At 69.5% G+C, this 25155-nt stretch carries 22 protein-coding genes and 2 pseudogenes; 19 read left to right on the top strand and 5 right to left on the bottom strand.

Annotated features, from left to right (window positions below; translation table 11 throughout):
• The first annotated feature begins 23 nt into the window (after positions 1-23).
• From Taqua_RS01520 to Taqua_RS01505, 4 genes are read left to right on the top strand one after another with little or no spacing between them, the layout of a single operon-like run.
• On the top strand, positions 24-815 hold the full coding sequence (locus tag Taqua_RS01520; RefSeq protein WP_132961592.1) for an SDR family oxidoreductase: 792 nt from the start codon (positions 24-26) through the stop codon (positions 813-815).
• The gene (locus Taqua_RS01515; protein ID WP_246094571.1) at positions 796-1284 is read left to right on the top strand and encodes a PaaI family thioesterase; all 489 of its coding nucleotides are present in this window, start codon (positions 796-798) and stop codon (positions 1282-1284) included. Before Taqua_RS01520 ends, Taqua_RS01515 begins: the two co-directional genes overlap by 20 nt.
• A 12-nt stretch (positions 1285-1296) precedes the next feature.
• Entirely contained in the window at positions 1297-2319 is a 1023-nt protein-coding gene (locus Taqua_RS01510) for an NADP-dependent oxidoreductase (protein ID WP_144324279.1), read from the top strand.
• 16 nt (positions 2320-2335) lie between these two features.
• Entirely contained in the window at positions 2336-3274 is a 939-nt protein-coding gene (locus tag Taqua_RS01505; RefSeq protein WP_144324278.1) for an SDR family oxidoreductase, read from the top strand.
• A gap of 95 nt (positions 3275-3369) precedes the next feature.
• Here the strand turns inward: Taqua_RS01505 and Taqua_RS13395 are convergent.
• Positions 3370-3867: pseudogene (locus Taqua_RS13395) on the bottom strand (chemotaxis protein CheW); the annotation flags it as partial.
• A 101-nt stretch (positions 3868-3968) separates the two neighbouring features.
• Between Taqua_RS13395 and Taqua_RS01500 the strand changes: the two are divergent.
• From Taqua_RS01500 to Taqua_RS01480, 4 genes are all read left to right on the top strand, one after another.
• The gene (locus Taqua_RS01500) at positions 3969-6308 is read left to right on the top strand and encodes a Tex family protein (RefSeq protein WP_144324277.1); all 2340 of its coding nucleotides are present in this window, start codon (positions 3969-3971) and stop codon (positions 6306-6308) included.
• A 382-nt stretch (positions 6309-6690) separates the two neighbouring features.
• The gene (locus Taqua_RS01490) at positions 6691-7518 is read left to right on the top strand and encodes an HDOD domain-containing protein (protein WP_144324276.1); all 828 of its coding nucleotides are present in this window, start codon (positions 6691-6693) and stop codon (positions 7516-7518) included.
• Between the two features lie 9 nt (positions 7519-7527).
• A complete protein-coding gene (locus Taqua_RS01485) occupies positions 7528-8334 on the top strand; it encodes an HDOD domain-containing protein (RefSeq protein ID WP_144324275.1) in 807 nt (268 codons plus the stop codon).
• Positions 8334-9419, top strand: coding sequence for a patatin-like phospholipase family protein (locus tag Taqua_RS01480; protein WP_144324274.1), 1086 nt, complete (start codon positions 8334-8336; stop codon positions 9417-9419). Before Taqua_RS01485 ends, Taqua_RS01480 begins: the two co-directional genes overlap by 1 nt.
• 28 nt (positions 9420-9447) lie before the next feature.
• Here the strand turns inward: Taqua_RS01480 and Taqua_RS01475 are convergent, their stop codons facing one another.
• Positions 9448-10587, bottom strand: coding sequence for an iron-containing alcohol dehydrogenase (locus Taqua_RS01475; RefSeq protein WP_144324273.1), 1140 nt, complete (start codon positions 10585-10587; stop codon positions 9448-9450).
• Positions 10588-10717: 130 nt separating this feature from the next.
• On the opposite strand from Taqua_RS01475, the gene Taqua_RS01470 reads away from it, so the two are divergent.
• The 3 genes from Taqua_RS01470 to Taqua_RS01460 all read left to right on the top strand — a co-directional run bounded on the left by Taqua_RS01470 (position 10718) and on the right by Taqua_RS01460 (position 14737).
• Positions 10718-11674: an alpha/beta hydrolase gene (locus Taqua_RS01470; protein WP_246094570.1), complete on the top strand. Its 957-nt coding sequence runs from the start codon at positions 10718-10720 to the stop codon at positions 11672-11674.
• Between the two features lie 94 nt (positions 11675-11768).
• Positions 11769-12257 carry a MaoC family dehydratase gene (locus Taqua_RS01465; protein ID WP_144324272.1) on the top strand — a complete coding sequence of 163 codons (489 nt, stop codon included), beginning with the start codon at positions 11769-11771 and terminating at the stop codon, positions 12255-12257.
• 155 nt (positions 12258-12412) lie between these two features.
• Positions 12413-14737, top strand: coding sequence for a YgiQ family radical SAM protein (locus Taqua_RS01460; protein ID WP_144324271.1), 2325 nt, complete (start codon positions 12413-12415; stop codon positions 14735-14737).
• Here Taqua_RS01460 and pobA read toward each other — a convergent pair.
• On the bottom strand, positions 14698-15888 hold the full coding sequence (gene pobA / locus Taqua_RS01455; protein ID WP_144324270.1) for a 4-hydroxybenzoate 3-monooxygenase: 1191 nt from the start codon (positions 15886-15888) through the stop codon (positions 14698-14700). The two genes, Taqua_RS01460 and pobA, sit on opposite strands and share 40 nt — an antisense overlap.
• A gap of 197 nt (positions 15889-16085) precedes the next feature.
• Between pobA and Taqua_RS01450 the strand changes: the two genes are divergently transcribed.
• The gene (locus tag Taqua_RS01450) at positions 16086-16934 is read left to right on the top strand and encodes an IclR family transcriptional regulator domain-containing protein (protein WP_144324269.1); all 849 of its coding nucleotides are present in this window, start codon (positions 16086-16088) and stop codon (positions 16932-16934) included.
• Positions 16931-17563 carry a thermonuclease family protein gene (locus Taqua_RS01445; protein WP_144324268.1) on the top strand — a complete coding sequence of 211 codons (633 nt, stop codon included), beginning with the start codon at positions 16931-16933 and terminating at the stop codon, positions 17561-17563. The genes Taqua_RS01450 and Taqua_RS01445 overlap by 4 nt, the downstream gene beginning before the upstream one ends.
• Here Taqua_RS01445 and Taqua_RS01440 read toward each other — a convergent pair.
• Positions 17475-19130, bottom strand: a complete 1656-nt coding sequence (locus Taqua_RS01440) for an acyl-CoA synthetase (protein ID WP_144324267.1) — start codon at positions 19128-19130, stop codon at positions 17475-17477. The two genes, Taqua_RS01445 and Taqua_RS01440, sit on opposite strands and share 89 nt — an antisense overlap.
• A 24-nt stretch (positions 19131-19154) precedes the next feature.
• Entirely contained in the window at positions 19155-20693 is a 1539-nt protein-coding gene (locus Taqua_RS01435) for an NAD(P)H-hydrate epimerase (protein WP_144324266.1), read from the bottom strand.
• 172 nt (positions 20694-20865) lie between these two features.
• Between Taqua_RS01435 and rpsB the strand changes: the two genes are divergently transcribed.
• From rpsB to Taqua_RS13390, 6 genes and pseudogenes are all read left to right on the top strand, one after another.
• On the top strand, positions 20866-21606 hold the full coding sequence (gene rpsB / locus Taqua_RS01430) for a 30S ribosomal protein S2 (protein ID WP_144324265.1): 741 nt from the start codon (positions 20866-20868) through the stop codon (positions 21604-21606).
• A gap of 175 nt (positions 21607-21781) precedes the next feature.
• Positions 21782-22678 (top strand): translation elongation factor Ts, encoded by an 897-nt coding sequence (tsf, locus tag Taqua_RS01425; RefSeq protein ID WP_144324264.1) that lies wholly within the window; start codon positions 21782-21784, stop codon positions 22676-22678.
• 110 nt (positions 22679-22788) lie between these two features.
• Entirely contained in the window at positions 22789-23499 is a 711-nt protein-coding gene (gene pyrH, locus Taqua_RS01420) for a UMP kinase (protein ID WP_144324263.1), read from the top strand.
• Between the two features lie 27 nt (positions 23500-23526).
• Complete coding sequence (gene frr / locus Taqua_RS01415) at positions 23527-24090, top strand: ribosome recycling factor (RefSeq protein WP_132961569.1); 564 nt, start codon at positions 23527-23529, stop codon at positions 24088-24090.
• 38 nt (positions 24091-24128) lie between these two features.
• Entirely contained in the window at positions 24129-24836 is a 708-nt protein-coding gene (gene uppS / locus Taqua_RS01410) for a polyprenyl diphosphate synthase (protein ID WP_281287757.1), read from the top strand.
• 29 nt (positions 24837-24865) lie between these two features.
• A pseudogene (locus Taqua_RS13390) lies at positions 24866-25155 on the top strand (hypothetical protein); the annotation flags it as partial.

Below are 25155 nucleotides of genomic sequence, written 5' to 3'. Positions count from 1 at the left end.
GACCACCCCCGCAAGGAGACACCATGACCCGAACCATCCACGAACTTTTTGACCTGCGCGGCCGCGTCGCGCTGGTCACCGGCGGCTCGCGCGGGCTGGGCTTGCAGATCGCCCAAGCCTTGGGCGAAGCCGGCGCCAAAGTGATGCTGGCGGCGCGCAAGGCCGATGAGCTGGAGCAGGCCACCGCCGAGCTGCAGGCGCGTGGCATCGACGCGCGTTGGATCGCGGCCGACTGCGCCGACCCCGACGACCTACACCGGTTGGGCAGTGAAACCCTGCAACGGCTGGGCGACATCGACATCCTGGTCAACAACGCGGGCGCCGCCTGGGGCGCGCCGGCCGAAGAGCACCCGTTGGCCGCGTGGGACAAGGTGATGAACCTCAACATCCGGGGCTACTTCATCCTCAGTCAGTACGTCGGCAAGCACAGCATGATCCCGCGTCGCCGCGGCAGCATCATCAACGTGGCCTCCATCGCCGGCCTCGGGGGCAACCCGCCCGACCTCAAAACCATCGCGTACAACACTTCCAAGGGCGCGGTGATCAACTTCACCCGTGCGCTGGCGGCGGAGTGGGGGCGTTACGGTATCCGCGTCAACGCCATCTGCCCGGGCTTTTTCCCTAGCAAGATGACGCGCGGCACGCTCGAAGCCCTGGGGCAGGAGCGGCTGGCGGCGCACGCGCCGCTGAACCGCTTGGGCGATGACGAGGACCTCAAGGGCACCGCGGTGCTGTTCGCGTCCGACGCAGGCAAGCACATCACCGGGCAGTGGCTGGCGGTGGACGGAGGCGTCAGTGCCGTCACCGGAGGCTGATCTGCCGTTCAGCGTGCACATCCCGTTCGTCGAGCTGCTGGGCTTGCGCCTGTGTCGCTGGGACGAGGGGGTGGCGGAGATCGCGCTGGACCCCACCGGGCAGCACCTCAACTCCTTTGGCGTGGTGCACGGCGGGGTGAGCATGACGCTGTTGGACGTGGCCATGGCGCATGCGGCGCGCAGTGTGCAGCGCGATGTGGGCGTGGTCACGATCGAGATGAAGACGAGTTTCATGCAAGCGGCCAAGGGGCCGTTGCGAGCCCGCGGGCGGCTGCTGCACCGCACCGCCACGCTGGCCTTTACCGAGGGCGAGGTGCGCGACGCCCAAGGGCGGCTGTGTGCGCACGCCAGTGGCACCTTCCGCTACGTGCGTCGGCTGCCCGCCGCCGACCGCACGGTGCAACCCCTGCAAACCAAAGCGGTGGCGCCCGACGTTGTGTCCAACGCCCCCGCTGCGCCATGTCCATGAAAGGATCGCACGATGCCCCGTAACCAACAAATCCTGCTGGTCAGCCGCCCGCAGGGCCAAGCCTCGGTGGACAACTTTCGCCTGGTCGAGAGCGACACGCCACCGCTGTCGGACGGTCAGGTGTTGGTGCAGCACCACTACCTGAGCCTTGACCCTTACATGCGTGGGCGCATGAACGAAGGCAAAAGCTACGCGGCGCCGCAGCCGCTGAACGAGGTGATGATCGGCGGCACGGTGGGCCGGGTGGTCGAAAGCCGCCACCCACGCTACGCGCCGGGCGACTGGGTCGTCGGCATGGGGGGCTGGCAGTTGTACAGCGTGGTCGATGCCAACCAGCCAGGCGTGCTGCGCAAGGTCGATGTGTCGCGCATTCCGCCGAGCCACTACCTGGGGGCGGTGGGCATGCCGGGCGTGACCGCCTGGTACGGTCTGGTCAAGATCATCGAGCCCAAGCCTGGGCAGACCATCACGGTCAGCGCCGCCGCAGGCGCGGTGGGCAGCGCCGTCGGGGTGCTGGCCAAGCAGCGCGGCTGCCGCGTCGTTGGCATCGCCGGTGGGCCGGACAAGTGCGCTTACGTGCGCGACGAGCTGGGCTTTGACGACTGCATCGACTACAAGCAGCACCCCGACCTGCGCGCGCTGGCGGGCGCGCTCAAGGCCGCCTGCCCGGATGGCATCGACGGGCACTTCGAAAACGTCGGCGGCACGGTGCTGGACGCCGTGATGCTGCGCGCCAATGCCTTCGCGCGCGTGGCGCTGTGCGGCATGATCGCTGGCTACGACGGGCAGCCGTTGCCGATGCTCAACCCGGCGCTGATCCTCATCAACCGCATGCGCATCGAGGGCTTCATCGTCAGCGAGCACATGGAGGTCTGGCCCGAGGCGCTGGCCGAGCTGGGTGAGCTCGTTGGCAGTGGGCGTTTTCGCCCGCGTGAGAGCGTGGCGCAGGGACTCGCGGCGGCGCCGGAGGCGTTTTTGGGCATGCTCAAAGGGCGCAACTTCGGCAAGCAACTGGTCAAGCTGGTGGACGATTGAGGCGGAGGGCAGCGCCATGTTGGACCCATGGAGCGGGCGCACCGCGGTCATCACCGGTGCGGGATCAGGGTTTGGGCTGGAGTTGGCCCGGTTGTGCGCGGCGCGTGGCATGCGCCTGGTGCTGGTGGACGTGCAGGACGACGCTTTGCAGCGCGCGGCGCAGGAGCTGCAGCCCCAGGTGCCGGCGTTGCTGGCGCGCCGCGTCGACGTGGCCGACGCCGCCCAGATGGAAGCGCTGGCGGCGGAGGTGCACGCGCACCTCGGCGCGCCCCACCTGGTGTTCAACAACGCCGGTGTGGCCGCGGGCGGTCTGGTGTGGGAAAACACCGTCGCCGATTGGCAGTGGGTGCTGGGCGTCAACCTGTGGGGTGTCATCCACGGGGTGCGCCTGTTCACGCCGATGATGCTGCAAGCCGCCCGCGCCGATCCCACGTGGCGCGGGCATATCGTCAACACCGCCAGCATGGCCGGCTTGCTGACGCCGCCCAACATGGGGGTGTACAACGTCAGCAAGCACGCGGTGGTGGCGTTGACCGAAACGTTGTACCAGGACCTCAGGCTGGTGACCGACCAGGTGAGCGCCAGCGTGCTGTGCCCCTATTTCGTGCCCACGGGCATCGCGCACAGCGAGCGCAACCGCCCTGCCGCGCTGGCGGGCGGCGCGCCGACGCGCAGCCAGCTCATCGGTCAGGCGATGAGCCAAAAGGCGGTGGCCAGCGGCAAGGTCAGTGCTGCGGATGTCGCGCGTGCCGTGCTCGACGCCGTGGAGCACGACCGCTTTTACATTTACAGCCACCCCCACGCGCTGGACGGGGTGCGCGAGCGTCTGCAGGCCATCGTCGCCGGCACCAATCCGCCCGACCCGTTCGCCGAGCGGCCCGAGGTGGGCGCGCAGCTGCGCGCGGCGCTGCGCGGCATGGACGGCGTCGACGCCCTCAACCGTGCATCGCCGTGAACAGGCGGTCGTTGTCCAACACGGCGATCAGCACCTGTCCCCCGCGGGCACGTATCAGGCGGTCGATCAGTCGCCGGCTGCTGCCGCCGAAGGCTCTCGACCGCGTACGCCGGGTCGGTCTGCACGAGCACGTTGCCCTCGGTGTCCAGCAGAAAAATCTCGTCGTACACGGTGTACTTGCGCCGGTACGACCGCAGCCGTGCACGCACCGCGTCGACGTCGCGCACGTGGCCGGCGACGAACTCGCACAGCACCCGGTCGATGGCCAAGAAGCCCACGTCGGCCGTGCGCTCGTACAGGTTGCGCACCACGATGTCGATGATGTAGCCCGCCCGTGTCGCGATGGCTGACATGACGTTGTCGATCTTTTCCGTTACCAGGCTGCGCACCAGCTCGCTTTCCAGCCGGTCGAAGCCGGAGCGGGTGGCGGCGATGGTCGGCAGGATCGCCTGAGCTTCGGTGGGGCAAACCATGCGGGCGGTCGACTCGATCAGTCGCCACATCACGTTGAGCTCGCGCAGCGACGTTTCGCAGCGCACCACATCGGGCATGTAAGGCAGGTAGTTGTCAACGGCAAGGGCGGGATGGGCCATAGAAGCAGCACGAAGGAAATAGCGTTTTCCCACTGGGTAGCAAACGGCGTGCCGAAGCGCCTGTGGCACACTTTCGCACTCTTCGAGTGACCGCGAATCCCATGCAAGCAACGATCGTCGAGCGCATCGCCGCCGAGCTGGGCGTGCGCCCTGTGCAGGTGCAGACCGCCGTGGACCTGCTGGACGGTGGTGCCACCGTCCCCTTCATTGCCCGCTACCGCAAAGAGGCCACCGGCGGACTGGATGACACCCAACTGCGGCTGCTGCAGCAGCGGCTGGCGTACCTGCGGGAGCTGGAGGAACGCCGTGCCGCGGTGCTGCGCAGCATCGAGGAGCAGGGCAAGCTAACACCGGCGCTGCGCGCTTCGCTGGCGGCGGCCGCCACCAAGCAGGAGCTGGAAGACCTGTACCTGCCGTACAAGCCCAAGCGGCGCACCAAAGCGCAGATCGCGCGCGAGGCGGGTCTGACGCCGCTGGCCGATGCGCTGTGGGCCGACCCGAGGCTTGACCCGGCGGCGGCTGCGCAGGCCTACGTCAAGCCCGCCGTGGGCGACGACGGCAGCGACTTCACCACCGTGGCCGCGGTGCTGGACGGCGTGCGCGACATCCTGAGCGAACGCTGGGCGGAGGATGCCGCCATCGTGCAACCGTTGCGCGCTTGGCTGTGGGCCGAGGGGCTGCTGCGCAGCCGCCGTATCGACACGACCAACCCCGACGACCCCGAGGTGGCCAAGTTCCGCGACTACTTCGAGTACGACGAGCCGATCGCGCGGGTGCCGTCGCACCGGGCGCTGGCCATGCTGCGCGGGCGTGCCCAGCAGGTGCTGGACGTGCGCTTGGCGCAGCCCGAAGAGCCGCTGCCCGGGCAACCGTCGCTGGCCGAGCAGCGGCTGGCGCATCTGCTGGGCTGGCAGCATCAGGGCCGCGCCGCTGACGATTGGCTGCGCCGCTGCGTGGCCTGGACCTGGCGCGTGAAGCTCAGCCTGTCGATCGAGCGCGACTTGTTCACCCGCCTGCGTGAGCAGGCCGAGGCGGTGGCGATCCAGGTGTTCGGTGCCAATTTGCGCGACCTGTTGCTGGCGGCCCCGGCCGGCGCGCGCCCAACGATGGGGCTGGACCCCGGCATCCGCACCGGCGTCAAGGTGGCGGTGGTCGACGTCACCGGCAAGGTGGTCGATACCGCCACCGTCTACCCGTTCGAGCCGCGCCGCGACGTCGAAGGCACGCTGGCGACCCTTGCGGCGCTGGTGCAGCGCCACCGTGTCGAGCTGATCGCGATTGGCAACGGCACCGCCAGCCGCGAAACCGACCGCCTGGCCGCCGAACTGCTGCAGCGGCTGCGCGCGCACGGCGTGCAACCGCTGCCCACCAAGGTGGTCGTCAGCGAGGCCGGCGCCTCGGTCTACAGCGCCAGTGAGCTGGCCGCGGAGGAGCTGCCCGACCTGGACGTCAGCCTGCGCGGTGCCGTCAGCATCGCGCGCCGGCTGCAGGACCCGCTGGCCGAGTTGGTCAAAATCGACCCCAAAAGCGTGGGCGTTGGACAATACCAGCACGACGTGGACCAAGCGGCGCTGGCGCGCACGCTGGACGCCGTGGTGGAAGACTGCGTCAACGCCGTCGGGGTGGACCTCAACACCGCCAGCGCCCCGCTGCTGGTCCGCGTGTCGGGGTTGACGCCATCCACCGCGCGCGCCGTGGTGCGTTGGCGCGACGCGCACGGGGCGTTTCGCCGCCGGCAGCAGTTGCTGCAAGTCACCGGCATCGGGCCCAAGACCTTCGAGCAGTGCGCGGGCTTTTTGCGCATCCGCGGCGGTGACGAGCCGCTGGACATGACCGGCGTGCACCCGGAAGCCTACCCGGTGGTGCAGCGCATTCTGGCCGCGGCCGGGCAGCCCATCGAGGCCGTGCTGGGCCGGCGCGACGTGCTGCGGGGGTTGGCGCCTGAGCGCTTCACCGACGAGCGCTTTGGCCTGCCGACGGTGCGCGACATCTTGGCTGAGCTGGAAAAACCCGGCCGCGACCCGCGTCCGGAATTTCGCGTCGCGCGGTTTGACGATGCGGTGCACGACATCACCGACCTCAAAGCAGGCATGGTGTTGGAGGGCACGGTCACCAACGTGGCGCAGTTTGGCGCCTTCGTCGACATCGGTGTGCATCAAGACGGGCTCGTGCACGTCAGCCAACTGGCCAACCGGTACGTGGCCGATGCGCGCAGCGTCGTCAAGGTGGGCGACGTGGTGCGTGTCAGGGTGCTGGAGGTGGACGTGGCCCGGCGCCGCATTGCGCTGAGCCTGCGCCTGGATGCCGAAGCACCCAACGCCACCGGCGCGCGAAGCGGCCCGGGCGCCCAGCGGCCGCGCCACACCGCCCGCGGGCCCCAGGCCGCCGCCCCCACCGCGCTGGCAGCGGCGTTTGCCCGCGTGCAGGCCGGGCGGCGCTGAACATCCAACCACAACAGCGGCGTTCGGACTATACTTGACAGGGCAAAAAACGAACAGCACCGCCCCCCGTGGCCGGACCTCAGCTTCGCCATGACGCCAAAAATCTTCAGGCCACTGCCAACCGCCAGACTGTAAAAGCCCACGACTTTGCCACTCGTGCAGCACACGTACGTCTGGGCGCTGTGGGCCTTCTGGTTGACGAGGGCGTAGCGTTGCAGGAACTGATTCAGTGCCGGTTGTCCGCAGTCGAAGCCTTCCGTTGAATCCTTGGCAGCGAGCTTGTGGATCGGTTTCTTGTGGCGGCAATGTGCCGCTTCTTGCTGGGCAAGGGCAACGGCCTGCGCAAGCCGGCAGGGGCGTGCAAGCTATCATCGGCCCTACCATGACGTTGGACGAACTGCTGCAACAGGCCAAAGCCATTCCCAGCATCCCGCGGGTGGTGTCCGAGGTCCTGACCGAGCTGGACCGTGACGACCCCGATCCCTGCCGGCTGAGTGAGCTTATCGCCACCGACCCCGGGCTGACCGCACGGCTGCTGAAGCTGGCCAACTCGGCCTTTTTCGGGCTGACGCGGCAAATCGACTCGGTCGACGAAGCCATCCAGGTGCTGGGGCTCAACCACCTGCGCACGCTGGTGCAGGCGGTGGCGCTGGGCACCAGCTTCAAAACCGTGCCCGGCGTCAACCTGGAGCAGTTTTGGCGCTACAGCCTCAACGCCGCCAAGATCTGCCGGCCGCTGGCGCGCAGCCTCAAACTGCCCGACGGCTCCGCGTTCACCGCGGGGTTGGTGCACGCCGTGGGCGACCTGGTCATGCACATCGGCATGCCTGACGTCGTGGCCAAAATCGACTGGCGCGTGTCGCCGTTTGACCTCACCCGCGCGGAGGTCGAACGCTCGGTGCTGGGCTACACCTACGCCGACGTCAGCGCGGCGTTCGCCCAGCGCTGGGATTTCCCCGTGGCCATCGTCACCGCGCTGAAGCACCAGTTGGTGCCGTTCGAAGGCGATATTTACGAGCCGCTGGCGGGTGTGGTGCACATGGCCGCATGGCGTGCGCGGGTGCAAGAAATGGGGCTGGACCGCGAGGCGATGCGGGCGACTTTCCCCGACGTGGTGGCCACCCTGTTGGGGCTAAGCCTGGACACGGTGCTGGACAAAGACCCGCAGCAGTGGACGTCGGCGGGGGAGTTGGCCGCTTTTTTGCATTGAGCGACGACGATGCGCCTGGACGAACTGCTGCAACGACCCGAAGCCCTGCCGGTGGTGCCGGAGGTGGCGGCACGGCTGATCGCCACCTTCGGTCAGACGGAGGTCGACCTCAACGAGGTGGCGCACGCGTTGGAGCAAGACCCCGCGTTGTCGGCGCGGGTGCTGCGTCAGGCCAATTCGGCCTTGTTGCGGCTGCTGCGCCCGGTGCACAGCGTGCGCGACGCCGTGTGGGTGCTGGGCCTGACGCGGCTGCGCGCGCTGGTGTTGGCTGCGGCGGTGCAAAGCCGCTTCCCGGCGCCGGCCGGTATCGAACTGGAGCGGTTTTGGGACTACAGCCTGGCCGCCGCCGGCCTGGCGCGTACCGTGTGCGCGCCGCGGCGGCTCGATGACGCGGTGGCGTTGACTGCCGCGCTGCTGCATGGGGTGGGCACACTGGTTATGCACCAGGTGATGCCGGCGCCGATGCTGGCGCTGCAGGACCAGGTGCCATGGTGGTCGCTGCAGCGCCCGCTGGCCGAGCAGCAGGCGCTGGGCTACACCTACGCCAACGTCGGGGCAGCGCTGGCGGCGCACTGGCGGCTGCCGGACACGCTGGTGCGCGCCATTGCGCAGCACGTGCAGCCGCTGCGCCACGAGCCCCCGGATCCGCTGGCGGCGGTGGTGCACATGGTGGCGTGGCGCGCCCGGGTGTGGATGACGGACAACGCGCGCGACACGCTGATCCACAGCTACCCTGACGCGGTGGGCGAACTGCTGCAGCTCGACCCTGACCTGCTGGTCGACCCGGACGTCGTGCCGGCGGGGCAGGGGGCGTGATGCGGGCGCTGCGCATCTACGCCGGAGCGGCGGCCCGGGCGCACCTGCGCCAGCACGGGCTGCGCCCGCACGACGTTGGCGTCGTGCCCGGCGCGGCCGGTGGGCCCAAGGGATTGATCCTGGGGCCGCTGGATCGGTGGTTGTTTGGCCACTGGTTGCCGCAGGCCCAGCGCACCGTGCATCTGGTTGGGGCCTCGATTGGGGCATGGCGCATGGCCACCGCCTGCTTGCATGACTGCGTGGCGGCGTTCGAGCGGCTGCAGCGCGATTACATTGCGCAGGACTACGTCGTCGAGCCCGGCCGCACGCGGCCCACGCCACAGCACGTCAGCGCAGCGTTTGCGCACAACCTGCAGCTGTTTTTTGGTGGCCGTGTGCACGAGGTGCTGCAGCACCCGCACTGGCGCGTGCACATCGTCACCGCGCGGGGGCGCCACGTGCTGGCGCGCGAGGGGCGCTGGCGCACGCCGCTGGGCTACGCTGCGGCCTACGTTAGCAACGCCGTGCACCGGCGTGCGCTGCAGGCCTGGCTGGAACGGGTGGTATTCACCACCGCCGCAGCCGGCGCAGCGCCCCCCGAGCTGCCGTTTGATACGCGCGACTACCGCACCCGCACCGTCACACTCAGCGCCGACAATTTCATGCCGGCGCTGCAGGCCAGTTGCTCGATCCCGTTCGTGCTGCAGGCGGTGCACGACATCCCCGGCGCGCCGCCGGGCGCGTACTGGGACGGCGGCATCACCGACTACCACCTGCACCTGCGCTGGCGCCCCGAGCTGGGGTTGGTGCTGTACCCGCACTTTCAGCGCCACGTGGTGCCCGGCTGGTTGGACAAAGCGCTGCCGTGGCGCCACCGGGCCACCGACGCGCTGGCGCACACCCTGGTGCTGGCCCCCGACCCGCAGTGGGTGCGCACGCTGCCCAATGGCAAGTTGCCCGACCGCAGCGACTTCCCCCGTTATGGCCGGGACTTGGCGGCGCGTATGCGCGCCTGGACCACCGCGGTGCGTGAGGCGCAGCGCCTGGCCGACGAGTTCGAGACCTGGCTGCAGCGCCCAGACCCCAGCGTCGTCGAGCCGCTGTGACGGCCGCGCCGCCCGCGCGGGCAGCGCGTCACAGCGACGCTTCGAGCATGGCTTCGTAGTCGTCGGCCGTGGCCAGCCGTGGGTTGGTCTTGTGGCAGTGGTCGGCCAGCGCGCCTTCGATGATGCGTGCGAACATGGCGCGGGTCACCCCCAGCTCACCCAGGCCGGTGGGCAACCCCAGCCGTGCGGTCATCGAGCGAATGGCCGGGGCCACCTCCTGGGCGTCGGCCAAGCCCATGGCCTGCGCCAGCCGCTGTAGCCGCCGCTCGTGGCGCACGCTGTCGGCCCGGGCGTTGAATTCGATCACCGCCGGCAAAAAGATGGCGTTGAGCGTGCCGTGGTGCAGGGCCGGGTTGAGCCCGCCCAAGCTGTGGCTGAGCGAGTGCACGCACCCCAGGCCTTTTTGGAACGCCATGGCCCCTTGCATGCTGGCGCTCAGCATCTGCAGCCGCGCCTGCAGGTCGTGGCCATCGCGCACCGCGCGCTCGATGTGCGCCCAGCCCCGCTGCAGGCCGTCCAGCGCGATGCCGTCGGCGGGCGGGTTGAACGCCGGCGCCAAAAACGTTTCGATGCAGTGCGCGATGGCGTCCATGCCGGTGGCTGCGGTCAACCGCGGCGGCAGGCCGACGGTCAGCTCGGGGTCCAAAATCGCCGCTTTGGGCAGCAGGTGCCAGCTGTGAAAGCCGAGCTTGCGCCCATCGTCGACGATGATGATGGCGCCGCGCGCCACCTCGCTGCCGGTGCCGGCGGTGGTGGGGATCGCGACCAGTGGCGGCACCCGCTCGGTGATGCGCGGCGAGCCGCCTTCGATGGTGGCGTAGGTTTTGAGCGGCCCGTCGTGCGTGACGGCGATGGCCACGCCCTTGGCGCAGTCGATCGGGCTGCCACCGCCCAGCGCGATCAGGCCGTCGCAGCCGGCGTCGCGGTACAGCGCCGCCGCGCTGCGCACCGCGGCCTCGGTGGGGTTGGATGGGGTGCCGTCGAACACGGCCAGCACCACTCCAGCGCCCAGCGTGTCCAGCACCCGCTGCAACAAGCCAGCGCCACGCACCCCGGCGTCGGTCACGATCAGTGGCCGCCGTATCCCCACCCGCGCGCACTCGGCGGGCAGCAGGCGCAGCGCACCCGGTTCGATCTGGATCGTGGTCAGGTAGCGGATTTCGGCCATCGTCGTTGTCTCCTCGCACCAAGGTAGTCTAGGCTAGCACGGGCCGCGGTGCATGGCTGACGCCAAGGTGGCAGGCGGGCAACACCCGGGCAAGCCAGCAACGCTCCGCTTGCACGACAATCGGCGCAGCATGCACCACCCCAACCCTCGCCACCTGTTGAGCCCTGCGATGCGGGGCGTGATCGACCGCATGGCGCGCGCCGGGCGGCCGCCGATGCATGCCATGACGCCGGCGCAGGCGCGGGCCTTTTACGAGGCTGGCGCCAGCGTGCTGGACCTGCCGCCGCCGCGCATGGCGCGGGTGCAGACGGTGGGCATCCCGACCCGCGACGGCGCCACACTGCCGGCCGAACTGGTGGTGGCGCACGGTGCGCCGCCAGCGCCGCCGGTGCTGCTGTACCTTCACGGCGGTGGGTTCGTCGTCGGCAGCGTGCGCACGCACGCGGCGTTGTGCCGCCACTTGGCGCACCTCAGCGGCGTGGCGGTGCTTTCGGTGGACTACCGCCTGGCGCCCGAGCACCGCTTCCCCACCGCGGTGCACGACGCCTTGGATGCGCTGGCCTGGCTGCGCGGGCAGGCCGGGGCGCTGGGGTTGGACGCCAGCCGCATCGCGGTGGGTGGCGACAGCGCCGGCGGCACGCTGGCGGTGGTGACCGCGCTGCAGGCGCGTGATGCCGGCTGGCCGCTGGCGCTGCAACTGCTGTTCTACCCCGGCTGCAGCGCGTGGCAAGACACGCCCTCGCACCGCCGCTTCGCGCACGGCTTTGTGCTGGAGGCGGAAACGATCCAGTGGTTTTTCCGTCACTACATCGACGATGCGCAGCGCGAGGACTGGCGCTTTGCGCCGCTGCTGGCGCCCGACTTCGACGGCGCGGCGCCCGCCTGGATCGGCCTGGCCGAGTGCGACCCGTTGGTCGACGAAGGCGTGCAACTGGCCGACGCCTTGCGGCTGGCCGGTGTGCCGGTGGAGCTGGAGATCTACCACGGCGTCACGCACGAGTTCATCAAAATGGGCCGGGCGATCCCCGAGGCGTTGCGTGCGCACCAGGACGCCGCGCGTGCGCTGCGGCAGGCGATGGATGCGTAGGCGGCAAGTCGATCGTTGCCCACCTATCACCTGGGTGACGAGGCGCGCTTTGCCGACCTGGTGCAACAAGCCCTGCACGACTTATGATGGCGGCATGACCGCGATCGACCCCGTGACCAGCCCGCACATCGAACTGTGGTGGGAAGACCTTGCCGTCGGCGACACGCGCGAGCTGGGCAGCCTGACCGTCACCGAAGACGAAATCGTTGCGTTTGCGCGCCAGTTCGACCCGCAGCCGTTTCATTTGGACCACGAAGCGGCGCGCCACTCGGTGTTCGGGGCGTTGTGCGCCAGCGGCTGGCACACGTGCGCGCTGGCCATGCGCCTGATGGTGACGAACTTTTTGCACCGCACCTCGAGCCTGGGTTCGCCGGGACTGGACAGCCTGCGCTGGCTCAAGCCGGTGTTCCCCGGCGACACGCTGACGCTGCGGCACAGCATCGTCGACAAACGACCGATGAACAAGCGCCCCGACGTCGGCCTGGTGCGCACCGTTTGGCAGATGTTCAACCAGCACGGCGAGCAAGTGCTGCAGATGGAAGGCTGGGGCATGTTCCGGCGCCGCACGCCGGGGGGCGTGTAAGCGCATCGCGCGGCCGGCGTCCCCGGCGCGCGTAGGGGATTGCGCGGCAGGGATGGTGCGCCGCAGCCACCGCGCCTACAATGCGCAGCCCTGTGTTGGCCAGCCCTGTGAGGCTGGCCAACGTCGTCGGGCCCAGAGCCCCCACCAGACGCGCCATGAATGCCCCCCTGCACCCCGCCCATGTCACGCCGGCGCCCAAGCCGCTGATGCGCTACAAGCCGTACTGGGCCAAGCGCTTTGGCGTGGCGCCGTTTTTGCCGATGAGCCGCGCCGAGATGGACGCGCTGGGGTGGGATGCGTGCGACGTCATCCTGGTCACCGGCGACGCCTACGTCGACCACCCCAGTTTTGGCATGGCGGTCATCGGCCGCGTGCTGGAGGCGCAGGGGTTTCGTGTCGGTATCATCGCCCAGCCCGATTGGCACAGCGCCGAGCCGTTCAAGGCGCTGGGTCGGCCGCGCCTGTTTTGGGGCGTGACTGCGGGCAACATGGACTCGATGATCAACCGCTACACGGCGGATCGCAAAATCCGCTCCGACGATGCCTACACCCCAGGCGGCGTCGGCGGGCGGCGCCCGGACCGCGCCAGCATCGTCTATGCGCAGCGCTGCCGCGAGGCCTACAAGGATGTGCCGATCATCCTGGGCGGCATCGAGGCCAGCCTGCGCCGCATCGCGCACTACGACTACTGGAGCGAGACGGTGCGCCGCTCGATCCTGCTGGACGCCAAGGCGGACTTGCTGCTGTACGGCAACGCCGAGCGCGCGCTGGTGGAGGTGGCGCACCGGCTGGCGCGTGGCGAGCCGGTCGAATCGATCACCGACGTGCGTGGCACCGCCTTCGTGCGCCGTACCCCGGCTACGGACTGGGTCGAAATCGATTCCACCGACGTCGATCGACCTGGGCGGGTGGAGGCCCACGTCAACCCCTACCAGATGCCGGCCGAGTCCGCCGACGGCGGCTGCGCCAGCGCCGCCAGCGACGCTGGGGCCGCACCGGTGCGCCTGGTGCCGCGGGCGGCGACCTTGCGTGCGCCGCGCGGCCGCACCGTCATTCGCCTGCCCAGCTACGAACAGGTCAAGGCCGACCCCGTGCTGTACGCGCACGCCAACCGTGTGCTGCACCTGGAGACCAACCCCTACAACGCGCGCGCGCTGGTGCAGCGCCACGGCCAGGGGCCGGCCGCGCAGGACGTGTGGGTCAACCCGCCGCCGCTGCCGCTGAGCACCGAAGAAATGGACTGGGTGTTTGGCTTGCCCTACGCACGCAGCCCCCACCCGGCGTACGCGGACGAGCGTGGCCGCCACGACGGCCCGACCAAGATCCCCGCGTGGGAGATGATCCGCTTCTCGGTCAACATCATGCGCGGGTGCTTTGGCGGCTGCACGTTTTGCTCGATCACCGAGCACGAAGGGCGCATCATCCAAAGCCGCTCGGAAGATTCGATCATCCGCGAGATCGAGGAGATCCGCGACAAGGTGCCGGGCTTCACCGGCGTCATTTCGGACCTGGGCGGCCCCACCGCCAACATGTACCGCCTGGGCTGCAAGAGCCCCACGATCGAGGCCGCCTGCCGCAAGCCCAGTTGCGTGTACCCGGACATCTGCGCCAACCTGCGCACCGACCACGGGCCGCTGGTGCGGCTGTACCGCCGCGCCCGCACGCTCAAAGGCATCAAAAAAATCCTGATCGGCTCCGGCCTGCGCTACGACCTGGCCGTGCGTGACCCTGAGTACGTGCGCGAGCTGGTGCAGCATCACGTGGGCGGCTACCTCAAGATCGCGCCTGAGCACACCGAGCCCGGCCCATTGTCCAAGATGATGAAGCCGGGCATCGGCACCTACGACCGCTTCAAGGCGATGTTCGACCGCTACTCACGCGAGGCGGGCAAAGAGCAGTACCTGATCCCGTACTTCATCGCCGCCCACCCGGGCACGACGGACGAGGACATGCTCAACCTGGCGTTGTGGCTCAAGCGCAACGGCTTTCGCGCCGACCAGGTGCAAACCTTTTACCCAAGCCCCATGGCCACCGCCACGGCCATGTACCACACGGGCCTCAACCCGCTCAAGGGCATCCACCGCGATGAGCGCACCGAGCGCGTCGATGTCGTCAAGGGCGAGCGCCGACGGCGCCTGCACAAGGCGTTGTTGCGCTACCACGACCCCAACAACTGGCCGCTGCTGCGCGAGGCGCTCAAGGCCATGGGGCGCGCGGACCTGATCGGCAACGGCAAGCACCACCTGGTGCCGACTTACCAGCCGCTGACCGACGGCAGCTACCGTGCGCCGCGGCGCGCCAACTCCACCCCGCCGGCGGCCCGTGCGCGCGCCGGCGCCGGTTCGGGCAAGCCGACTCAGCCACCCAAGGGCCGTGTGTTGACACAGCACACGGGGCTGCCGCCGCGCGTCACGGGGGCCGAGCCGACCCAACCCATGCATCAACGCCGCAAGCCAAAATCGAGCGGCAGGCCGACGTAGTTTTCGGCGATCGTGCGTGCGCCCGCCTCGCTGTGTATCAGGTAGTCGAGCTCGGCTTCCTGGAATTTCTGCGCGATCTCACCCTCGCCGGGGAAGCGGTGCATCAGGCTCGTGAACCACCACGAAAAGCGCTCGGCGCGCCACACGCGGCGCAGGCAGCGCTGCGAGTAGTGGTCGATGCCGGCGTCGCTGCGCTCGTGGTAGTGCTCGATGAGCGCGTCGGCCAGGTATTTGACGTCGGTGGCGGCCAGGTTGAGCCCCTTGGCACCGGTGGGCGGCACGATGTGCGCGGCATCACCCGCCAGCAACAGCCGCCCAAAACGCATCGGCTCGCTGACAAAGCTGCGCAGCGGCGCGATGCTTTTTTCGAACGAGGGGCCGGTGACCAGCGCCTCGGCCGCGGCCGGGTCCAGGCGGCGGCGCAGCTCGTCCCAAAACGCCTGGTCACTCCAACTGTCCACGGTGTCGGACAGCGGCACCTGCAGGTAGTAGCGGCTGCGGGTGCGGCTGCGCATCGAACACAGCGCAAAGCCGCGCGGGCTGTTGACGTAGATCAGCTCCTCGTGCACCGGCGGCGTGTCGGACAGCAACCCGAGCCAGCCAAACGGGTACACCTTCTCGTACTCGGTGATGGCGCTGCGCGGCACGCTGGCGCGGCACACGCCGTGGAAGCCGTCGCAGCCGGCGATGAAGTCGGCGTCGATGCGGTGGGTGACGCCATCCTTTTCGTAGGTCACCCACGGCCGCGCGCCGTCAAAGCCGTGGATGGCCACGTGGCCGGCCTCGTACACCGTGGTCTGGCCGCTGGCCTGGCGCGCGTCCATCAGGTCGCGCGTGATCTCGGTTTGACCGTACACCAGGACCGTCTTGCCCCCGGTCAAACCCTTGAGGTCCACCCGGTGGCGCTCGCCCTTGAACAACAGGTCGAAGCCCTCGTGCACCAGCCCCTCGCGGTGCATGCGCTGGCCCACGCCGGCCTCGTCCAGCACGTCCACGGCGACTTGCTCCAGCACGCCGGCGCGGATGCGCCCCAACACGTAGGCAGCGCTTTGCCGCTCCAGGATGATGTTGTCGACGCCGGCTTTGTGCAGCAGTTGGCCCAGCAGCAGGCCCGACGGGCCGGCGCCAACAATGACGACTTGGGTGCGCATGGCAATGTCTCCTCGTGAGGTGGGTAGGGGAGCCGCCGCCCGGGGCGCGGCGCGGTGGCGGCATCGTAGGCGCCGTGCTGGTCGAAGGACGCACCTGGCCGTGGTCCGTTGTGCGAATATCGCGCAGCGTGCGCGAATATCGCGCAACCAAGTGGGGCCGTTGCCCACGGACGCTGGGATGCGCTATCGTTGTCGCCATGGATCTCGCTGCCGCCGACACCATCGCCGGGCTGGTCAAAGGTCTGGCCGTGCTGGAGAGCTTCGACACCGAGCGCCAGCGCCTCAACGCCACGCTGGCGGCCCAGCGCACGGGGCTGTCGCGTGCGGCGGCGCGGCGCCACCTGTTGACGCTGGCGCACCTGGGCTACCTGGAAACCGACGGGCACGATTACTGGCTGGCGCCCAAGGTGCTGCGTCTGGCGGGGCGCTACCTGGCGTCGGCGCGCTTGCCGCGCACGGTGCAGCCGGTGCTGGACCGGCTGGCCGCGCGCGTGCGCGAACCGTTTTCGGTGACGGTGCTGGACGACGAGGCGGTGGTCGTGGTGGCGCGCAGCGTGCCGCCCGCGGCGCATGAGCCCAGTGTGGATTGGCAAGGGGGCTCGCTTGGGGCCCCGGGCGGGGCGTGGCCGGCGCGACCGCAGCGGCTGGCCTACGGCTTGCACTTAGGGGCGCGGCTGCCCGCGCACGTCACCTCCACCGGCCGGGTGCTGTTGGCGGCCCTGCCCGCGGTGCAGTTGCGGCGTTGGCTGGCCGCCCGTTGCACCGCCGGGGCGGGTCTGCCGCGTCTGACGCCGTACACCGTCACCGACCCCGCGGTGCTGCGGCGCATCCTGCAGCAGGTGCGCCAGGCCGACCACTGTGTGTGCAGCGAGGAGCACGAGCTGGGCGTGCACGCGGTGGCGGTGCCGCTGCGCGACATGCAGGGCCGCACGGTGGCGGCGATCAACGCCGTGCTGTCGCAGCAGCGCTTGCAGGCCGGGGCCGTGCAGCACGAACTGCTGCCGCTGTTGCAGGAGGCCGCGCGTGAGCTGCGGCCGCTGCTATGACGGGCGTCTTGGATCGTGCGGTGTGGGTCGCCGGCCTGGTGCTGCTGGCGCTGCTGTGCGGCCTGGGCGGGTGTGTCGGCGCTGGCTCTTCTGCGGTGCAGGCCCAGGCCGATTGGGTGGTGGTGGCCGTGCACGATGGCGACACGCTGCGTGTGCGCGGCCCCGATGCGCGGCTGCGCACCGTGCGCCTGGCAGGCATCGATGCCCCGGAACTGGACCAGCCCGCCGGCCAGCAGGCGCGCGATGCGCTGCGTGCGTGGGTGCTGGGTCGCGCGGTGCGTCTGGACGACCGTGGGGTGGACCGTTACGGACGTTGGCTGGCGGTGGTCCGAGGGCCATCGCCCGAGGACGAACGGCTCGTGCAGGATGTCAACCTGGCCTTGCTGCAGCAAGGCTGGGCGTGGCACGACGCCCGTCACGCTCACCAGCAACCCTGGCTGGAGCGGTGGCACTACCGCGCAGCCGAGTTCGCTGCCCGTGCGGTAGGGCGTGGTTTGTGGGCGCAGGATGAGGCGCTGCCCCCGTGGGAGTGGCGGCGCGCTACACGTCGATCGCCTGCACCGACCCCGCCAGGCGCCGCAGCTCAAATTTCTGAATTTTGCCGGTGCTGGTCTTGGGCAATTCGGTGAACACCACCGCGCGCGGGATTTTGAACCCCGCCAGATGGGCGCGGCAGTGCGCGATGATGTCCTCGACGCTGGCGTGCGCGCCGGGCTTGAGTTCGATGAACGCGCACGGGGTCTCGCCCCAGCGCGGGTCGGGTTTGGCCACCACCGCCGCCGCTTGCACCGCAGGGTGACGGTACAGCACGTCTTCGATTTCGATCGACGAGATGTTCTCGCCGCCCGAGATGATGATGTCCTTGCTGCGGTCCTTGATCTTGATGTAGCCGTCCGGGTGTTGCACCGCCAGGTCGCCGGTGTGGAACCAGCCACCGGCCAGCGCTTGCGCGGTCGCCTCGGGGTTTTTCAGGTAGCCCTTCATCACGATGTTGCCGCGAAACATCACCTCGCCGATCGTTTCGCCGTCCCACGGCACCGGCTGCAGCGTGGCCGGGTCCAGCACCCGCGCGTCTTGTTGCAGGTGGTACCGCACGCCCTGGCGCGCGTGCAAACGGGCTTGCTCCTGCAGCGGCAGGTCACGCCAGCCGGGCTGGAGGGCGCACACCGTGGCCGGCCCGTACACCTCGGTCAGGCCATACACGTGCGTCAGCTCGATGCCCATGCGTGCCATCGCCTCCAGCAGCGCCGCCGGTGGCGCCGAGGCCGCCACCATGCCCCGTATGCCCGGGTGCAGGCCGGCTTTGAGCTCATCCGGGGCGTTGGCCAGCATCGCGTGCACGATCGGCGCTCCGCAGTAGTGGGTGACGCGCCAGGCGCGCATCAAACCCAGCACGGTGGCCGCATCCACCTTGCGCAAGCAGACGTTGAGCCCGGCGCGCGCCGCCAAGGTCCAGGGGAAGCACCAGCCGTTGCAGTGGAACATCGGCAACGTCCACAGGTAGACGGGGTGCTTGGGCATGTCCCACTCGAGGATGTTGGACACGGCGTTGAGGGCCGCGCCACGGTGGTGGTAAACCACCCCCTTGGGATGACCGGTGGTGCCACTGGTGTAGTTGAGGGCGATCGCGTCCCACTCGTCGGGTGGCCCCTCCCAGGGGAAGTCTGGGTCACCTTGGCGCAGCCAGTCCTCGTAGTCCACCGCGTCCAGCGTGGCGGTGGGGGCGCCGAACCATGGATCCTGGGTTTGCACCACCAGCAGCGGCTCGCGCCGCGTGCGCAGCGGCAGGGCTTGCGCCAGCAGCGCGCTGAACTCCGGGTCGACCAGGATGACCCGGGCTTCGCCGTGGTCCAGCATGTAGGCGATGGACGCCGGCTCCAGCCGGGTGTTGAGGGCATTGAGCACCGCGCCCGCCAGCGGCACGCCAAAGTGGGCCTCGACCATCGGCGGGGTGTTGGGCAGCAAGGTGGCCACGACGTCCCCGCGCTGCACCCCGGCGCGCCGCAGCGCGCTGGCCATGCGGCGGCAGCGTTGGGCGGTCTCGCCCCAAGTCTGGTTCGCCGCGTGCGCGCCGGTGCCGTGCACGATGGCCGGCAGCTGCGGGTGCACCTCGGCGGTGCGGCGTAAAAAATCCAAGGGCGTCAGCGGCGCATGGTTGGCGGCGCAGCGCGGCAGATCGTGGTCGGCGATCGGCATCGGTCGTCTCCTGCAGGGGGGTGGTCAGGGCAGCAGGTCGCTGGCGGTGGGCGGCCAGCGGTGCGGCCAGTGTTCGGGCAAGGTGCCGTGCAGGGCCACGGTGTCGGCCACCGCGGCCTGCAGGTCCTCGGGCGGGGCGGGCCAAGGCAGCGTGCTCAGGCGCGCGCCCAGCAACCCGGCCAGCGTGTCACCGCTGCCGGCAGTGGCCAGCCAACCGCTGCCGCTGGCCACGATGCGCGGCGTAAGGCCGGGCGCGGCCACCACGCTGCCGCTGCCTTTGAGCACGACGACGGCGTGCCACCGTTCGGCCAGGGTGCGGGCGGCGGCCAGCCGGTCGCGCTGCACGGTGGCGGTGTCGGTGCGCAACAGCCGGGCCGCTTCCAGCGGGTGCGGCGTCAGCACGGTCCACCAGCCACGCGCCTGGCGAGCGGCCAACGGCTCGGGGTCGGGTCGTTGCGCCAGGGCATTGAGCGCGTCGGCGTCCAGCACCAGCCGCGGGCAGCGGGCCAGCACGGCGTCCAGCAGCGTCGCCATTGCCGGGCCACCGCCGCAGCCGGCCACCACCGTGGCGCGCTCGGGTAGGTCGCTGTCCAGCGCTGCTGTGGCGCTGCGCAGCATCAACGCGGGCTGGCCCATGTCCCACGGCGGGACCTGCTCGGCGTCGCCCAGCAGCGCGGCGTAGACGCGGCCGGCGCCAGCACGCAGGGCCGCGCGCGCCGCCAGCAGCGCCGCGCCGCCCATGCCGATGCCCGCGTGCGCGTGGGGCAGGGCACCGCCCAGCACCAGCACGTCACCGCGGCTGCCTTTGTGGCTGGCGTGGTCTGCCCGCAGCGCGGCCGTGTCGGGCCAGCCCCCCGGCGCGACCAGCCACGCGGCGGCGGTACCCGGTTCCGGTTCGGCCCCGAGGTCGTCGAACCAGATCGACGCACCGGCCACCACCCGACCATGCCCGGTGAACAGGCCGGGTTTGAGCGTCAGCAACGACAGCGTGGCGCGCTGGGCGGCGGGTTGGGGCGGTGCGTCGGCCCACCAGTGGCCGGTGTTGGCATCCAGGCCGCTGGGCAGATCGACGCACAGTGTCGGGGCGGGGCAGGCTTGCAGCCAACGCAAGGCCGCCAGCGCCGTGCCGCGCACGGGGCGGTCCAGCCCCAGCCCCAACAGCGCGTCGATCACCAGGTCGGGGGGGTGTTCGGGCGCGGCTTGCAGCCACGTCAGGTTGGCGGCGCGCGCTTGCTGCCAGGCCCAGCGGGCGTCGTCGGGCAGGCGCTCGGGCGCCCCCTGCCACCACACCGCGACGTCGCGCTGCGGCCAGTCGCGCGCCAGCCGGGTGGCCGCCACCAGCCCGTCGCCACCGTTGTTGCCACCGCCGGCCAGCACCACGATGCGCTGGGCGTGGGGCTGCCATGCCATCGCCAGGCGCGCCACTGCCAGGCCCGCGCGCTGCATCAGCGTGTGGGGTGGCAGCGACGCCGCCAGACGCTGTTCGAGTTGACGGCTGGCAAGCCGGTCGTGCAAGGGGCGGGGGGGCGCGCTGGGCGTGGGGCAAGGGAGGATACGCTGCATGGTGGACACGTCGTGCGTGCTAAAATCTCAAAGTTTTGCTGCAAGGCCTGTCGGCTCTGGGTCGGTGGGTGTGGCAAGGCAATCGCAAGCCGGCCCCTTCCGGGTGCCGCCGCCCGTGCGCGGGTGGTGGTCGTCGGCCGGCTTTAGGCCCAACCTTTGGAAAGTCCATATCATGCCCGTGTCCATGCGCGAAATGCTGGAAGCCGGTGTCCACTTCGGGCACCAGACGCGCTTCTGGAACCCCAAGATGGCCCCGTACATTTTCGGCCATCGCAACAAGATCCACATTATCAACCTCGAAAAGACGGTGCCGATGTTCGAGGCGGCGTGCAAGTTTGTGCGCCAACTCACCGCCAACGGCGGTACCCTGCTGATGGTGGGCACCAAGCGCCAGTCGCGCGACATCATCGCAGCCGAGGCGCAGCGTGCGGGCGTGCCGTACGTCGAGCAGCGCTGGCTGGGCGGCATGCTGACCAACTTCAAGACCGTCAAGACCTCGATCAAGCGCCTGAAGGACATGCAGGCCCAGCGCGACGCTGGCCTGGACAATATGTCGAAAAAGGAGCAGCTGCTGTTTTTGCGTGAGCTGGCCAAGCTCGAGCGCGACATCGGCGGCATCCAGGACATGAACGCGCTGCCCGACGCGATGTTCGTGGTCGATGTCGGCTACCACAAGATCGCCGTGGCCGAAGCCAACAAACTGGGCATTCCGGTCATCGGTGTCGTCGACACCAACCACTCGCCCGAGGGCATCGACTACGTCATCCCCGGCAACGACGACTCGGCCAAGGCCGTGGCGATCTACGCCCGCGGCATCGCCGACGCCGTGCTCGAAGGCCGCAACGCCGCACTCAACGCGGTGGTGGAGGCCGTACGCGCCGACGACGAATTCGTCGAGGTGCAGGAGGGCTGAGGGCGCGCCCACGAGGCCGCTTTCGATGGGGCGCAGCAGCCCCTTTTTCGTATCTTGGCCCGATGACGCCGCCGGCGCGCGCTTGGTTCGCGCTCAGGGTGTCATCGGGTTGTCGAACACAGCGTCAATGATTTGAGGGTGGCCAAGGCGGCCACCCGTCAACAGGAGCATCACAATGGCAGCCATCACCGCCAGCATGGTCGCGGAACTCCGCGCCAAGACCGACGCCCCCATGATGGAGTGCAAAAAGGCCCTGACCGAGGCCGACGGCAACATGGAAAAGGCCGAGGAAATCCTGCGCGTCAAGCTGGGCAACAAGGCCAGCAAAGCCGCCAGCCGCGTCACCGCCGAGGGTGTCGTGGCGGCGCACGTGGACGGCAGCACCGGCGCGTTGGTCGAAGTCAACTGCGAAACCGACTTCGTGTCGAAAAACGAGCTGTTCGGCGGCTTTGCGCAGGCGCTGGCGCGCCTGGTGGCCGAGCACGACCCGGCCGATGTGGCCGCGTTGGCCGCGCTGCCGCTGAGCATGGAAGGCTTTGGCCCCACCGTGGAAGACGTGCGCAAGGGGCTGATCGGCAAGATCGGCGAGAACATGACGATTCGCCGCTTCAAGCGCTACAGCGGCGGTGGCAACCTGGCGGTGTACCTGCACGGCGTGCGCATCGGCGTGCTGGTGCAGTACCAAGGTGACGCCACGGCGGCCAAGGATGTGGCGATGCACATCGCCGCGATGAAGCCGGTGGCGCTGTCGGGCGCCGACGTGCCGGCCGAGCTCGTGGCCAAGGAGCGCTCGATCGCCGAACAAAAGGCGGCCGAATCGGGCAAGCCCGCCGACATCGTGGCCAAGATGGTCGAGGGCGCGGTGCAGAAGTACCTCAAGGAAGTCTCGCTGCTGGACCAGGTGTTCGTCAAGGCCGCCGACGGCAAGCAGACCGTGGGCCAGTACCTGAAGGGCGCCAACACCGCGGTGCAGTCGTTTACGCTGTTCGTGGTTGGCGAAGGCATCGAGAAAAAGCAAGACGACTTTGCCGCCGAAGTGGCTGCCCAGGTGGCCGCGGCGCAAAAAGCCTGACCGCGCCCTCTGCGCCGTTAGGGCCGGCTCCTCGGGTTGGAGGCCGGCCCTTTTTGCAACCCGCACCCGCACCAAGCCCCGTACAATCGCCCCACATCCGGATTGCATCCATGCCCGCACTGCAGCGCATCCTCCTTAAATTGTCTGGTGAAGCCCTGATGGGCGACGAAGCGTTTGGCATTCACCGCGGCACCATCGAGCGCATCGTGACCGAGGTGGCCGAGGTCGCCCACCTGGGTGTGCAGGTGGCCATCGTCATCGGTGGCGGCAACCTGTTTCGCGGTGTGGCCGGGGGGGCCGTCGGGATGGACCGCGCCACGGCGGACTACATGGGCATGTTGGCCACCGTCATGAACGCGCTGGCCCTGGGTGACGCGCTGGAGCGCGCCGGTGTGCGCGCGCGGGTGATGTCGGCCATCGCCATCGACCAGGTCGTCGAGCCGTACGTGCGCCCCAAGGCGCTGCAGTACCTGGAAGAGGGCAAGGTCGTGGTGTTCGCCGCCGGCACCGGCAACCCGTTTTTCACCACCGACACCGCCGCGGCGCTGCGCGGCGCGGAAATCGGTGCGCAGCTCGTGCTGAAGGCCACCAAGGTCGACGGCGTCTACACCGCCGACCCCAAAAAAGACCCCAGCGCCCAGCGCTACCAGCGCATCAGTTTCGACGAGGCGATGGTGCGCCAGCTCCAGGTCATGGATGCCACCGCCTTTGCCCTGTGCCGCGACCAAAACCTGCCGGTGCGGGTGTTTTCGATTTTCAAGCCCGGCGCGCTCAAGCGCGTCGTCATGGGTGAGGACGAAGGCACGTTGGTGCACGTCTGACACGAGCTACGCAAGGCCGATACGACGATGAGCAGCATTCCCGAGATTAAAAAGACCGCCGAACAAAAGATGCAGCAGTCGCTCGAAGCGCTGCGTGCCAACTTGGCCAAGGTGCGCACCGGGCGCGCCAATCCGGCGCTGCTGGACACGGTGCAGGTGGAGTACTACGGCACGATGGTGCCGATCAGCCAAGTGGCCAACCTGACCCTGCTGGACGCACGCACCATCGGCGTGGCGCCGTGGGAAAAAGGCATGGGCGCCAAGATCGAAAAGGCGATCCGCGAGTCCGACCTGGGGCTCAACCCGGCTTCGCACGGTGATCTGATCCGCGTGCCGATCCCGCCGATGACCGAAGAGCGCCGTCGCGAGCTGGTCAAGGTCGTCAAGGCCGAAGGCGAACACGCCAAGGTGGCGATTCGCAACCTGCGCCGTGACGCCAACGAGCACGTCAAGCGCCTGGTCAAGGACAAGCTCGCCTCCGAAGACGACGAGCGCCGCGCGCAGGACGATATCCAAAAGCTCACCGACCGCATGATCGCCGAGGTGGACAAGATGGTGGCGGCCAAAGAGGCCGACATCATGGCGATTTGAGCGTGTCGGGCCACGCACGGGTTGCCAAGGAGCGGGGTTTGGGGACGCCGTCGGTGCCGCACCACATCGCCATCGTGATGGATGGCAACGGGCGCTGGGCGCGCCAGCGCTTGCTGCCGCGCGTGGCCGGGCACCGTGCGGGCAGGGAAACCCTGCGCCGCGTGCTGGGGTGGTGCGCCGAGCGCGGCGTGCGGGTGCTGACGGTATTCGCGTTTTCGTCGGAAAACTGGGCCCGCCCCCCTGACGAGGTGGACGCCATCCTGCGTCTGCTGGCGCAGGCCCTCATCGACGAAGTGCCACGCTTGCAACAAGCGGGTGTGCGGCTGCACGTGGTGGGTGAGCGCAGCGGGCTGGCGCCGGAGTTGGTGCAGGGCATCGCCGAGGCCGAGTGCGCCACCGCCGGCAACACGGCGCTCATCCTCAACGTGTGCTTCAACTACGGCGGGCGCTGGGACATCGTGCAGGCCGCGCAGCGCCTGGCGCAGCAGGGTGCGCCCATCACCGAAGCCAGCTTGGCCGGTGCGCTGGCGCTGGCCCATGTGCCCGACCCGGACCTGGTGATCCGCACCGGGGGCGAGCAGCGCGTCAGCAACTTTGTGCTGTGGCAGCTGGCCTACAGCGAGCTGTATTTCACCGACACGCTGTGGCCAGCGTTCGACGAGGCCGAGCTGGACCGCGCGCTGGCGGCCTACGCGCAGCGCCAGCGGCGCTTTGGCCGTACGCCGGAGCAAGCGGCTGCGGCCTAGAGCATCACGCCGACCGAAAGACGTTTGCCGTGTTGCGCCAACGGGTCATCACCGCCGTCGTGCTGCTGGCTGTGTTGCTGCCAGCGCTGTTGTACCCCGGCGGCAGCGGCCCCTTTGCCATGCTGACGCTGGTGCTGATGGGGGCCGCCGGCTGGGAATGGGCGCGCCTAAGTGGGGTGCATGGCGGCGCAGCGGCGTGGCTGGGGGTCGGGCTGGCGCTGACCGTAGGCGATCGGCACGCGCATGTCGGGCGTGCCCAGCTGCGCCACCACCGAACGGTCGCGGTACTGCACCATCGAGTGCACCACGCTTTGCGGGT

Origin of the sequence: Tepidimonas aquatica (assembly GCF_007556585.1) — a bacterium.
Taxonomy (GTDB): domain Bacteria; phylum Pseudomonadota; class Gammaproteobacteria; order Burkholderiales; family Burkholderiaceae_C; genus Tepidimonas; species Tepidimonas aquatica.
This window is presented reverse-complemented; position numbering and strand designations above follow the sequence as displayed.